The 13156-nt window shown below is 56.8% G+C and carries 8 protein-coding genes, 1 tRNA gene and 1 pseudogene; 3 read left to right on the forward strand and 7 right to left on the reverse strand.

Going from position 1 to position 13156, the window contains the following annotated elements; genetic code table 11:
- Positions 1-7 precede the first annotated feature (7 nt).
- The 6 genes and pseudogenes from CE168_RS09315 to ftsY all read right to left on the reverse strand — a co-directional run.
- A pseudogene (locus tag CE168_RS09315) lies at positions 8-961 on the reverse strand (Mur ligase family protein); the annotation flags it as partial.
- Between the two features lie 2 nt (positions 962-963).
- Complete coding sequence (dnaB, locus tag CE168_RS03520) at positions 964-2412, reverse strand: replicative DNA helicase (protein ID WP_003833756.1); 1449 nt, start codon at positions 2410-2412, stop codon at positions 964-966.
- Between the two features lie 419 nt (positions 2413-2831).
- Complete coding sequence (locus CE168_RS03525; RefSeq protein WP_099571114.1) at positions 2832-4658, reverse strand: nucleotidyltransferase domain-containing protein; 1827 nt, start codon at positions 4656-4658, stop codon at positions 2832-2834.
- A gap of 194 nt (positions 4659-4852) precedes the next feature.
- On the reverse strand, positions 4853-5191 hold the full coding sequence (locus CE168_RS03530; RefSeq protein WP_003807443.1) for a P-II family nitrogen regulator: 339 nt from the start codon (positions 5189-5191) through the stop codon (positions 4853-4855).
- Between the two features lies 1 nt (position 5192).
- Positions 5193-6488 carry an ammonium transporter gene (locus CE168_RS03535; RefSeq protein WP_099571115.1) on the reverse strand — a complete coding sequence of 432 codons (1296 nt, stop codon included), beginning with the start codon at positions 6486-6488 and terminating at the stop codon, positions 5193-5195.
- Positions 6489-6809: 321 nt separating this feature from the next.
- Positions 6810-8072: a signal recognition particle-docking protein FtsY gene (gene ftsY / locus CE168_RS03540; RefSeq protein WP_099571116.1), complete on the reverse strand. Its 1263-nt coding sequence runs from the start codon at positions 8070-8072 to the stop codon at positions 6810-6812.
- 383 nt (positions 8073-8455) lie between these two features.
- Here ftsY and CE168_RS03545 point away from each other — a divergent pair, with 383 nt between their 5' ends.
- Together CE168_RS03545 and CE168_RS03550 are read left to right on the forward strand one after the other, a co-directional pair.
- Positions 8456-9265: a TetR/AcrR family transcriptional regulator gene (locus CE168_RS03545; protein WP_236824303.1), complete on the forward strand. Its 810-nt coding sequence runs from the start codon at positions 8456-8458 to the stop codon at positions 9263-9265.
- Positions 9266-9568: 303 nt separating this feature from the next.
- Positions 9569-10600: a glycosyltransferase family 2 protein gene (locus CE168_RS03550; protein WP_099571117.1), complete on the forward strand. Its 1032-nt coding sequence runs from the start codon at positions 9569-9571 to the stop codon at positions 10598-10600.
- A gap of 357 nt (positions 10601-10957) precedes the next feature.
- Here the strand turns inward: CE168_RS03550 and CE168_RS03555 are convergent, their stop codons facing one another.
- On the reverse strand, positions 10958-12613 hold the full coding sequence (locus tag CE168_RS03555) for a C69 family dipeptidase (protein ID WP_099571118.1): 1656 nt from the start codon (positions 12611-12613) through the stop codon (positions 10958-10960).
- Positions 12614-12760: 147 nt separating this feature from the next.
- Between CE168_RS03555 and CE168_RS03560 the strand changes: the two genes are divergently transcribed.
- A tRNA-Lys gene (locus tag CE168_RS03560) sits at positions 12761-12833 on the forward strand.
- The last annotated feature ends 323 nt before the right edge of the window (positions 12834-13156 follow it).

Below are 13156 nucleotides of genomic sequence, written 5' to 3' on the forward strand. Positions count from 1 at the left end.
CTTGCGCATCGGCCACGACCGCTCGCACGACGGCCAGTGCGGCCGCCGCGTTGTACAGGTTGTACACACCTTCCAGTTTCACGCCGGTTTCGTACGTTTCGCCGTCGATGCCGAAGCTAGCACGATGGTCGCCTACAGCAAGCAGGGTCACGTCAGCCGGAAACTGTTCCGCAGATTCTGTATTTTCCGATTTTTCTGCATTTTCCCCAGTTTTCGCAATTGCCGAGGAATCGTTAATCGCAGTATTCTCGTCCGATTCTGCAGATTCGGACAAGTCAATACCAACTGACGCTTCAGTATCAGTTGCCGATTCCGTATCAACCGTCGTGCGCATATCATCGTCGGACGGGAAGAAGCTGCGCAACGACCCGTCAAGACCGAAATAGCGCACTTCCACACCATCTTCAGTATGGGCGACGTCAGCAAGTCGTGCGATGCGCGGATCCTCACGATTGAGTACCACGGTTCCGGTGGTCGCTTCGGCGGCTTTGCTCAACAGTTTCGCGGTATTGTCGATTTCGCCGAAACGGTCGAGCTGGTCGCGCATCACGTTGAGCAGCAGGCAGTAGTCGGGCTGTACTTGTTTGACGAAATGCACCGCGTACGCTTCGTCGAGTTCCAATACGGCGATGTCGGCGTCCAGTTTGCCGCCGAGCGAAACTTCCGCCAGCAGCGACGAGACCACGCCACGGGTGAAGTTCGATCCGGTCGGATTGGTGAACACCTTTAATCCCAACGATTCCAGCATGCTTGCCACCATACGAGTGGTGGTGGTTTTGCCGTTCGTTCCGGATACGAGCACCACGCCGAGCGGCAGTTGCTGTAGCGTGCGTGCGAGGAATTGCGGGTCGATCTGTTCCACGATTTTGCCGGGGAACGCGCTGCCGCCGCCATGCGCCAGGCGTGAGGCCGCACGCACGGCTTTGCCAATCAACGGCGTTGCGAATGAGTTCCACGTCATGCTTATACCTCCTGCTGGCTCTGATAGTCCTGCGGCATATCTTTGAACTTGGAGTATGCGCCAAGGAACGCGAGATTGAAGGTATCGGTCGGGCCGTTACGGTGCTTCGCCATGATGATGTCGGCCTCGCCTGGGCGGTCCTCCTTGTCGTAGGCGTCCGGCCTGTGCACGAGAAACACCACGTCGGCGTCCTGCTCGATAGAACCAGATTCACGCAGGTCGGAAAGCTGCGGCTTCTTGTCCTGACGCATTTCGGGGCCACGGTTCAGCTGGCTCAGCGCCACCACCGGCACTTCCAATTCCTTGGCAAGCAGCTTCAATGCACGCGAGAAGTCAGACACTTCCTGCTGGCGGCTTTCCACGGCCTTGCCGGAAGTCATGAGCTGCAGGTAGTCGATCACCACCAATTTCAGATCGTTCGTCTGCTTCAATCGACGGCATTTCGCACGGATCTCCATCAAACTCATGTTCGGACTATCGTCGATGAATAATGGCGCGTTCTGCAGTTTATCTTGCAGATTATTAAGGATATTCCAACGTTCCTGCGTAATATCTTCCGCTCGGCGCATGGCTGCCAACGGAATATTCGTTTCCGCGGAGATAATTCGTTGCGCAAGTTCGTTTTTGCTCATTTCCAAGCTGAAGATCACGGATGTCATATTGTGGTGCAACGCGGCGGATCTTGCGAAATCGACGCCGAGCGTGGACTTGCCCATGGCGGGGCGTCCTGCCACAACGATCATCTGGCCTGGCTGCAGACCTTGCGTCACTTCGTCGATGTCGCGGAATCCGGTTGGTACGCCCTTGGAGACTTCGCCGTTCTGCAGTCGGTCGATTTGGTCAAGGGTGTCGGTGATGACGGTGCCGATCGGCGCGTAATCCTGCCTCACTTTGCCGGTCGACATTTCGTAGACTTCGGCCTGTGCCAGGTTGACGACGTCTTCGGCTTGGGATCCTTCGGCCGTGTAGCCGAGCTGCGCTATTTTGGTGCCGGCTGCGATTACATTGCGCAAGATGGCGCGCTGGTGGATGATGTCGGCATAGAAGGTTGCGTTGGCTGCGGTCGGCACGGATGCGACGAGGCTGTGCAGATAGTCGGATCCCCCCACTTTTTCGAGGTCGCCGTCTTTGAGCAGTTGATTGGCTACCAGCACCGCGTCGACGGGTTGCGATGCGGAAAACAGGTTGATGATGGCTTCGTACACGGTTTGGTTACGCGGCTGGTAGAAGTCGGTGATGTCGATCATCTGTGAGACTTCGCCGATGGCGTCTTTGCTCATGAGCATGCCGCCGAGCACCGCCATTTCGGCGGCGTCGTCATGTGGCGGCACACGGTCGAAGATGGCGTCGCGAATGGCCGCTCCAGATGTTCCGGAAGTGCTGCCATTGCCTGAAAAACCGCGGTTTTGCCCTTGATTCAGGCCGTTGTTCCAAGAATTGCTCTCCGCCATGCTTCTCCAGCTCTTCGATGTGTAGTGTACCGGGAAAAACCATAATACCTGTGCCGCTTCACGAATGATGTTGCGATGAGATTCTGGAGGAATCTCCGCATTGGCAGGATCGAAATCACCCGACACGCGCGAATCGATTCGCTGTGGATAAGAAAGCCGAAAAAACCCGAGTTATCCACATACTGGGGATAACTATGTGGAAAACATATCGAGTTATCCACCAAATGGGGATAACCAAGTGGACAACTTGGGGACATCTTCCGTACGGGTGTATATTCCCCTGGTTTTGACTTGCTTAAGTGAACCGAAGGTGATATGTTCCCCACTTTTTCTTAAACGATGGGTTTCCGCCGACGCGGCGGGTACCGCATCGGTAACCATGTCGCTTTGCCGGGCATTTGCTCACAGCCTACGCGGCCTCACATGTGGTAGCGGGTGGCGTTGTACATGGTCCGGACAAGGGTTTCGCGCCATTTGCTCCAGCCGTACTGTTTGGAAATAGTCTCGCCGGACGTGGCACCCAACGACGAACCGTCAGCACGAGTCAGGTCAAAGAGCATGTCAAGCAGCAGCGGATCATGATCAAGACGAGAGGCCAATTCGTCGCCGACATTCGGATCATTAGGATTCTGACCAGTCGCAAACTCCGACAACGTAAGATGCTCGCGCACCAGCAACGTGACCCACCAAATAATGTCACGGTCAAAACCCATACGTTTCAACACCGTAGACGCATGGCGGGCACCCTCCGCAGCATGATCGGCAACCCCCGGACGCTTGCCGATATCATGTAAAATACCAGCCAACAGCAACGCCTGATAATGCCGATCATCATAACGGTTTCCACGAGGTGTTTCACGGCCAAGCCGCGTGACCACCTCAACCGAATGACGGTCAATCGTGTAACGATGCACGGCCGAAGCGCTCGGACGATTACGAATCGCCAACCATTCCGGAATCAAACGACCCGGAATATCAACAAAATCAATCTCCTCCCACACCTGCAACAATGCGGGACCGCTCGCAAGCAAACGCAAGAACAGACTACGCGACTCATCATTCCACGTGCGATCATCAATCGGACATGACTTCAGATTCTGCAACGTGCCGGGCGCAATCGGCAGACCAAACTCAGCCGCAGCAACAGCCGCACGCAACGCAAGGCACGGATCAGACTTCGGATCGGCACCCGGCGCAAGTACGATCTCCTCCTCATGCTTGGCAATACCGGGCGCGACCACATCAAACGTAGGCGCCTGACGCTTACCGCCGCCACGAGGCTGGAACACCTGAAAAAACGCAAAACGAGGCTTCTCATGAGTCAACGAATGCTCGGCACGGGAAGCCGTGGAATCAAGCGAAAACGCGATCTGACGGCCAACACGCGCAAGCAACGTCTGCAAATCATCAATCGACTTCACCTCACGCTCGCCGCTCGGCAACGTCGGATCAGCCAAACCCAACATCGCCGAAACCCTCGCCTGATAGGGAGCGAGCAACATATTCGTGTCTTTATTGGCAACCAAATGAATGCAGTCACGCACATCCAGCAACCGTTCGACAGTATCGTCATACTGGCCGTGCGGGCGGTCGGCAAGCCAAGAAGCGGCAAGCGCGGAGACCAGCACGGAATCTCGCAAACCACCGCGAGACTCCTTAATATCAGGCTGATTGCCGTACGCCATACGTCCGAACTCGTCCAAACGAGACTTGGCGGAACTCAACAATTCAGGCAAGCGCTTGCGGGCGGCCCTACGCCAACGTTCCAAAATGGAGACAGCCGTGGATTCGATCAGCTGCGTATCGCCCGCGATCGGCACCACATCCAGCCAACCCATCGCGGCGGGCAGATCATGGTCGGTGACAGCCTCGCACTGCGCGCGGGTACGCACCGACTGGTCAAGATCAAGACCAGAATCCCAAATCGGATACCACAATTTGTTGGCAAGCTCATTGAGCTGCTGGTCAGTGAGCGCGTGAGGCTCATAAATGACCACCAAGTCAAGATCGGAACTCGGACCAACCTGGCCGCGAGCCAACGAGCCCACCGCACCAAGACCAATACCAGTTTGTGGAACGTCAAAAGAAACCGTCTGGCAGGCCTCCTGCCACAACTTCGTCAGGCAATCCATGGCCAAATCCGTACGGGCCTTTCGCTTCGCCGCACCATTGCGGTACACGCCGTCGGCATCCGGCTGACTCATATCCATGAAACGTTGTTTAAGACCATCAACCGCTGAAGTCATAGCAAATCCTTATGAATCTTCGCAAAAGCAAGCTAATCTGAGCAGGTAAAAAGCGAAAGTGGGAAATCCGAGGCAGAAAATCTGACTCGAAAATCGTATGAAAATCCCCGCACGGCGCGAAGCACGTACGAGGATCTGTCTATTGATAGCCCGAACCCAAGCCCGGGGCCCTTAATATCTATCCGAATGAATTATCAGATAGCGGCAGAGCCGGTCTCGCCGGTGCGCACGCGGGTCACCGAGTCAAGCGGGGCAACCCAGACCTTGCCGTCGCCGATGGTGCCGGAGCCGGCGGACTTGACGATCACACCGACCAGAGTCTCGGCGTCGGCGTCGTCGGACAGCACCTCGATGCGAATCTTCGGAATGAGATCCACGGTGTATTCTGCGCCACGATAAACCTCGGTGTGTCCACGCTGGCGGCCGTAGCCGTTAGCCTCAGACACGGTCAGACCGTGAACACCTGCGGCAGCGAGGGCTTCCTTGACATCGTCGAGCTTATGCGGCTGAATGATAGCGGTAATGAGCTTCATCTCACTTCACCTCCTTGAGAACAGAGCTGGCGGTACCAGCAAAATCGTAAGCACGTTCGCCCTGATCGGCAAGATCGATGCCGCCGACTTCCTGGGCTTCGGTGACACGCCAGCCAATCGTCTTCTCCAGAGCGAAGGCGATGATGCCGGTGACAACAGCAGACCAGATGATGGCGACGATGGCAACGATGAGCTGCACAACCAGCTGCTTCCAGTCGCCGCCCGCGAACAGGCCGGTACCTTCGCCGAAGAAGCCGATAAGCACAGTGCCGGTGAAGCCGCCGACGCCGTGGACGCCGACAACATCGAGAGAATCATCGTAGCCGAGCTTGAACTTCAGGCCGCAAGCGAGGCAAGTGAGTACACCGGCAATGGCGCCGAGCACGATGGCCCACAGCGGGGAAACCACATCGGCGGCCGGAGTGATGGCGACCAGGCCTGCGACGATGCCGGAAGCGGCACCCATGGCGGTGTAGTGGCCGGTGCGGATCTTCTCAGTGAAGCCCCAAGAGAGCATTGCGGCGGCGGTTGCGGCGGAAGTGGAAACCCAAGCGTAGCCTGCGGTGCCATTGGCTGCGAACGCGGAACCAGCGTTGAAGCCGAACCATCCGAACCACAGCAGGAAGGCGCCAAGCATCACGAACGGAACATTGTGCGGACGGAACGGCTGGGTGCCGAAGCCCTTGCGCTTGCCGATGATCAGCACGATCACCAGAGCGGCGACTGCAGCGTTGATGTGCACGACCGTACCACCTGCGAAATCGTGGGCGGCAGCGCCGATGGCCTGGGAGATCGCACCGTCAGCGCTCAGCAGACCGCCATTCCACACCATGTGGGCGAGCGGAGCGTAATCGAAGGTAATCCACAACGCGACGAAAATCATCCAAGTGGAGTACTTGACACGTTCAGCGATAGCGCCGCAGATCAGAGCGACGGTAATCATGGCGAATGCGGACTGGAACGCCACATCGACGCTGACCGGGTAGTTGTTGGAGTTCAGCGAAGCCGACGTGAAGACACCGCCGTCGGAAACCATGGAATCCTTCAGCAGGAAGCCCGTGGCCGGATCACCGAAGACACCGCCTACCGAAGTGCCTGCGTAGGCGATGGACCAGCCCCACAGCACCCAGATCACCATTGTGACGGACAGAGCGGCCGCCTCCATGATCATCATGTTCAGCACGGCCTTTGCGCGGACCATGCCACCATAGAAGAACGCCACACCCGGCGTCATGAGGAACACAAGGGACGCGGAAGTCAAAATCCACGCGGCATTTCCAGAATCAAGCTGACCCATGTCACCCTCCTCTTTCTTTCTCTTTGAGTTCACATTTCCGGCCCCATCGTGTGGGGCTGACAAAACGGTATGGAACGCCGCCCGCGTTTTGAAAACGTTACGACGTGTTACAGCAAGGTAACGCCATCTCGCCATTACGTCAACCGAAAACGGCGGAATAATGCGGCTGGCACGTTTTGTTTCAGATTGCGCACCACTCCCAGGTCAAACCAATATCAGCCCATTTTTCAGCGTATCTGCCATATATAGGCGAGATAGGACTGGTCGGAGGTAAAAAGAAAGCCTCCCGCGCGGGGAGGCTTTCTCGGGAGCACAATCAGCTCAGGCGAGGATGCCGTCGACGAAGCCTTCCGGATCGAACGGGGCGAGATCGTCCGGGCCTTCGCCGAGGCCGACAAGCTTGACGGGCACGCCAAGCTCCTTCTGCACGGAAATCACAATGCCACCCTTTGCGGAGCCGTCGAGCTTGGAGAGCACCACACCGGTAATGCCAATGGCTTCGGCGAACACCTTGGCCTGGGTCATGCCATTCTGGCCGGTGGTGGCGTCGAGCACGAGCAGCACCTCGTCGACCGGAAGGTTCTTTTCGGTAACGCGGCGAATCTTGCCGAGCTCGTCCATGAGGTTCGCCTTGTTCTGCAGGCGGCCCGCAGTGTCGATGATGAGCACGTCGGCGTTCTCTTCCTTGGCCTTGGCACTGGCCTCGAATGCGACGGACGCCGGATCGGCGCCATCCTTGTCGGAACGCACGACCGGGACGCCGACCTTGGCACCCCAAGTTTCCAACTGGTCGGCGGCCGCCGCGCGGAAGGTATCGGCAGCTCCCAACATGACCTGCTTGCCTTCGGAAACAAGCAGACGAGAAAGCTTGCCCGCAGTGGTGGTTTTGCCCGTGCCGTTCACGCCGACCATGATGATGACGCTTGGCTTGCTAGCACCTTCCTTATTGGCATTGAGCCGGCGATCGACGTCGGTGCCGACGAGCTTCAACAGCTTGTCTTTCAGCGCCGCGCGCACTTCGGCCGGATCGGACTGGCCTGCGATTCGGGCGTCGTTGCGTAGTTCCTCGACGAGCTGTTCGCTGGCTTCCGCGCCCACGTCGGCAAGCAGGAGGGTGTCTTCGACGTCCTCCCAATCGGCTTCGGAAAGCTGATCCTTCGCAAGAATGTTGAACAGAGCCTTGCCGAACGGATTGCCGGATTTCGACAGGCGCGCCTTAAGGCGCTGCATGCGCGTGCCGGCGGATTCGGGGGTTTCGTGAACCGGTTCGGGCTTGGCTTCGGTGGCTGGTGCAGGAGCCGCCGTTTCGGAAGAGGAAGCTTGAGCTGAGGACTTCTGCTGACTTTCAGCCGGAGCTTTTTCAACTGCATCAACATTGGAATCAACGGACGGCTTCACCGTGGAAGAATCAGCCGCAGCCGACTTTGCTTCCGCGGCAAGACGGGCGTCAGCCTTGGCTTTCGCATCCTCAGTGGACTTGTTGACGGCGTTCTTGCGGGTCTTACCGAGCCACCAACCGCCAATCACCAGAATTGCCGCAATAACGACAACGGCGACAATCGCAATAATCACATTCGTATCCATGGCTCCAGCCTAAAAAGCGCAACGGACACTCTCTACGCATTATCCGGAATGTCCGATTCTGCAGAAACGGACAAGCAGACGTCGAAAAGTATGCGTTACTTGTCCGATTCGGGAGAAACGGACAAGTAAACGTCGCAAAATACACTGCAGTTGACCGATTCACCAGAAACGGACAACGAACTGTCCAGATCCGACCTGCAGATGTCCAATTCACCAGAAACGGACACGTATGTGCCTAAATATGGGTCGCGGATGTCCGATTCGGGAGAAACGGACAAGTAAGCATTGTCAATATGACACACGTGTCCGATTCTGCAGAATCGGACGATACGTGGGGTCGGACGGTCAAGGAGCTATCCACGGGACGTGAAAAACTGGGCGGCATGGCCAATACATCCAGAATGACGTCGTATCAGCGGCGTGAGCAGCTCATCGAAATCGGTCGTTCGCTGTTCGCGTCGAAGGGTTTCGAAGCAGTGAGCGTGGAGGAGATCGCCTCCACCGCAAAAGTGTCAAAACCCATTGTGTACGAGCATTTCGGAGGTAAAGAGGGCCTGTACGCCGTGGTGGTGGACCGCGAAATGCGCGCGCTCACCGACACCCTCATCAACGCGCTGTCCGATCCGCAGGCGCATCCGCGGCAGATCGTCGAACGCACCGCCCTCGCACTGCTCACCTATGTCGAGGAGAACGCCGAGGGATTCCGCGTGCTCACCCGCGATTCGCCGAAAACCGATCCCGCGGGATCATTCAACTCGCTGCTCGGCGATATCTCCATCCGCGTCGAAGACATACTCACCGAGGCGTTCAAGCGGCAGCATCTGCCCGCCAAGGGCGTGCCATACTACGCGCAGATGCTCATCGGCATGACCGTCTACACCTGCCAATATTGGGCCGACCAGCGCAAGCTCAGCAAGGAGCAGCTTGCCGCGCACATCGTGAATCTGGCCTGGCATGGCTTGAGCCGCATGGAAGCCAAGCCGGAACTGCGTTTCGAAAGCGACAAAGCCGCAAAAGAGGCGGAAAAGCAAGAAAGGCGCGAAATCAAGGAAATCGCGAAACGCGAGCGCAAGGCCGCAAAAGAAGCACAATCACAAAACAATACGGAAAGCCCAGTCGAGCAGAACGCTGAACAGAATACCGAACAAGGCGCAGCCGGAAGCCAGGACACACCAGCCGAACAGCAGCCGTAAAACCAGCCGCACCCAGTCATAGCAAGCATCGCAACCCACGCCAGCAGGCGCCAGACGCAGGAATCAAACAGTGCCCGTAACAGGGGAATCGTAAGCAGCGCAACAGCCAATAAACATCGACGAAAACTGACGAATCGTCAACAACGGTACCCTTAAGGAAAATTTCAGGTGCAGATTGCGCTATTCAGGGTGCCTATTGCGTACAAACCGTTCCTCTGAAGCGAACAAGGTGCTACGTTAGTTTCGTTACGCAGTGACCACGCGCCGCGCGCGGAAGGTCACCTCGGCCAACCAAGGAAGACTATGCAGGAGAAGAAGACGCTCACCTTTGTGGTGCCCGCGTACAACATGACCGAATATTTGGAACGATGCGTCATGTCGTTAATCGCAGCGAAGCGCAACGACGACATCGAAGTGCTGATCGTGGATGACGGCTCGTCCGACGGCACGCTGGAAATGGCGCAGAAATTCGAGGCCCGCTATCCGGGCATCGTGCGCGCGATTCATCAGGAAAACAAGGGGCACGGCGGGGCCGTCAATACCGGCATCGCGGCGGCAAGCGGCATGTATGTGAAAGTTGTGGACGCCGACGATTGGGTTGGCCCCGAATCGCTCGAACAGGTCATGGCCGTGCTGCGCGAGGAAGCCGACGCCGCCGAGCCGATCGACATGCTCGTCACCAATTATGTGTATGACAAGGTTGGCAAACGCAACAAGCATGTGGTGAACTTCCGCCATGCCATGAAGGCCGGCAAGCGCCTGACCTGGAACGATCTTGGGCATTTCGGCTTGGCTGAATACATTCTCATGCACGCGCTGACGTACCGCACCGCCGTGGTGCGAGAGTCCGGCATGCAACTGCCGGAACACACGTTCTACGTGGACTTCATTTACGCGTATCAGCCATTCCCTTGGGTGAAGACCATGAAGTATTTGGATACGCCGTTCTACCATTATTTCATCGGTCGCGACGGCCAAAGCGTGCAGACCGATGTGATGATCCGCCGCGTCGACCAGCTGCGCCTCGTCAACCAATGCATGGTGCGTGCCACTCCGGAACGCGACACGGTGCCGGACGGCCTATACCGTTATATGATCCACTTTCTGGCGATTGAAAGCTCCGTGGCAAGTGTGTTCATGATTTTGTCTCGCGATCCGGAAAATTATGAGAAGAAAAAGGATATGTGGGACGACATTAAGGCGTACTCCCCCACTATTTACAAGGATGTGCGCAAGAAGGCCATGTCTCGTGCGTTGAATTTGCGCGGGTCGATCGGTCGTTTCGTGATTCGCAAGGGATATTTCGTGGCGGAACACGTCGTCGGGTTCAACTGATCGGCGCCATCTGCCTTATATATGGCAGATTCGCGGGTCCGTCGGATGATATCTCGCTTATATATGGCAGATATCCTTGGTAACAAGGTGACTTAGAGGGTATATTTTTACCCCCGAAGTCGCCTTGCCTACAAGCACGAGTGCCATATATAAGCGAAATGCCTCATGTCAACTCTTCAAATCTGCCATATATAAGCAAGATATGGGCAAAAACTGACGTACGAGGATGCGGATGCAGTCGTGAGGCTGTTGGAAGCAACACCGACGCTTCCAACAGCCTACGTTCATGCGGAACCTCCCCGAGCGCGGAAACCTGGCCCATTGGGACGAGGTTTGCCGGATTTCGGGGCTTTACGCTCAGTTCCAGCGGTCGGACATGGCGAAACTGTTGTGCATGAGATTGCTGGACGTGTAGAGCACGTCGTTGAGCAGTTTCGTGACGTGAATGCGCAAATATTCCGCCATTTCTTCGTTGGACCGCTGCAGTCTGGCGATGGTTGCAATACTTGTATTTTCCGTAATCTCCGCGGCCTCTGCACTCTCTTGCGATTCGGACACGCTCGTTTGCGCGGACATCTCACGCAATTCGGCATCAGTACGTTCCACCAGACGATGGCCGTAAGCGCGGGCCGATTCCGCAAATTCTTCGATCGCATTGCTGGTTTCGTAGAAATGCGCGTCGGCGAGCGCGGCGATCAAACGGTTCGCCCAGTACAGGTTGCCGGTCGAGACTTCCGGCGTGGTGTCGCGCAGGTAGGCGGGCGTATCGTTGACGTTCGCATAGAACGGCGTGGCCGCGGTGAAGGGGCCGGAACCGTACGAAATCCACATGATCGAGCGGCCGGTTTCCGGCACGTACGGGCGGATCTGCATGGCCACCATATGCCCGGTGCGGTTGATGCCGATCGGACGGTAACGATGGCGGCTTTCCGACGTTCCGAGCGTACCGTACGGGTCGTAAGGGGTTCCCTCGAAGTGTGCGCTCATCAGGAAATCGACGTCTTCGAGCGTCACAGCGTTCTCAGGCACGCGACACCACGGAATATCGTCGGACGCGGGCGTGTAGCGGGCGGCCGGCGAATCCCAATCCTCGCTTGGATTGAGGTAGCGCTGCATGTACCAGGCACGCGGCGTGTTGTAGATATGGTCTTTGGTGGTGGCGGTACCGAAAGCCGTGCGCGGATTGAAATGGCTGTGGCCCAGCGCCGCGCCGCTACTGCTATTGCCGCCGCCGTTCATACTGGCGTCTCCGAAAGCGCTAGTCGGCTGGAATCCGAAGCCGCTACTCGCAGCCGCGCTCATAGTGCGGTCAAGGTGGTGCGCGTCCATGAATTCGCGCAGATCGGCACTGCACATGAATTCGCGTTGGACGTTGAAGGCGTCGTCGAAGTCGAAATCGTCAATGCCGAGCTGGTTGGGGATGGTCGCATAGCAGTCGTCCGGCACGCGGCGGGCGATCCAATGGTGCCCGCCGATCGTTTCGACATACCAGATTTCGTTTACGTCGGAAATGATGATGCCGTTCGATTCGTAGGTGCCGTATGTTTCAAGCAGTTCGGCGAGACGTGCAACGCCTTCGCGTGCCGTGGTGACGTAAGGCAGCACGAGGGTGATGATGTCTTCTTCTCCGATTCCGCCCGGGACTTCGGGGGTATTAGCGGCTTCGTTCGCCGGTTGCAGTTCAACGAGCGGATCAGCGGCTAGCACACGCTCGTTGACTGCGATGGTTTCGGTGGCGCTCATCGCCACATTGCGCTCGTTGACGCCCGCTTCCGCGAGAATTCCGCGATTTGGCAGCACGTTCGGCACAATGCTGTATCGGCATGGATTGTCGGGAAGATCGATTTCGACATGACTGAGCACACTGCGGTAATGCCGCGGTTGGTCTTGCGGTGCGACCGCAATGAATTTCTTGGGGTCGTAACGGCCGGAACCGGAATCATCGTCGCGTGCGATGATGGTGGAGCCGTCGTAGCTGGCTTTCTTTCCTACAAGAATCGTGGTACATGACATGCGTTCCACTGTACGAGCAGATATGCAGAAATGATGCTGCGATTCGCGGGAATTTGATGATATTTCGACGATGATTCGCGTTTTTCGTCACTTCCGACTTATTCGTGTGGCGTTTTGCGTAAATATGCTGTATACTAGCTCTCTGTTGCCCCTCTAGCTCAACGGTTAGAGCAGCGTCCTTTTAAGTCGTGGGTTGTGGGTTCGAATCCCACGGGGGGCACATGCGAAAAGCCTCGGAAGCCAATGTTTTCAACAGTCTCCGAGGCTTTCTTGTTTTTGCGGTCTAATGGGTCAAAGGCCGCAACCCAGCATTTACCCAGTACATTCACCGCTACAGGCATCGCAGACTCGACGTCATTCCATGACCGTCCGCAACGCATCTTGCGCCCATCCGACAGCATTAGAAACAGTTTCGACATGCGCGCGGGCGCGAATTCCGTGGTTTGGGGTACACTAGACATATTCGAACAAACGTTCGTATTTTGGGGAATTCTGGGGAATTCCCCACTATATACAGTGAGGAAACTCACGACACACCACTAC

This window comes from Bifidobacterium sp. N5G01 (genome assembly GCF_002742425.1).
In the GTDB taxonomy this organism is placed as follows: Bacteria; Actinomycetota; Actinomycetes; order Actinomycetales; family Bifidobacteriaceae; genus Bifidobacterium; species Bifidobacterium hominis.

Bases quoted from the DNA above. Each gene is read 5' to 3' on its own strand.
- dnaB (WP_003833756.1), bottom strand. From the start codon at position 2,412: ATGGCGGAGAGCAATTCTTGGAACAACGGCCTGAATCAAGGGCAAAAC.
- CE168_RS03525 (WP_099571114.1), bottom strand. From the start codon at position 4,658: ATGACTTCAGCGGTTGATGGTCTTAAACAACGTTTCATGGATATGAGT.
- CE168_RS03530 (WP_003807443.1), bottom strand. From the start codon at position 5,191: ATGAAGCTCATTACCGCTATCATTCAGCCGCATAAGCTCGACGATGTC.
- CE168_RS03535 (WP_099571115.1), bottom strand. From the start codon at position 6,488: ATGGGTCAGCTTGATTCTGGAAATGCCGCGTGGATTTTGACTTCCGCG.
- ftsY (WP_099571116.1), bottom strand. From the start codon at position 8,072: ATGGATACGAATGTGATTATTGCGATTGTCGCCGTTGTCGTTATTGCG.
- CE168_RS03545 (WP_236824303.1), top strand. From the start codon at position 8,456: ATGGCCAATACATCCAGAATGACGTCGTATCAGCGGCGTGAGCAGCTC.
- CE168_RS03550 (WP_099571117.1), top strand. From the start codon at position 9,569: ATGCAGGAGAAGAAGACGCTCACCTTTGTGGTGCCCGCGTACAACATG.
- CE168_RS03555 (WP_099571118.1), bottom strand. From the start codon at position 12,613: ATGTCATGTACCACGATTCTTGTAGGAAAGAAAGCCAGCTACGACGGC.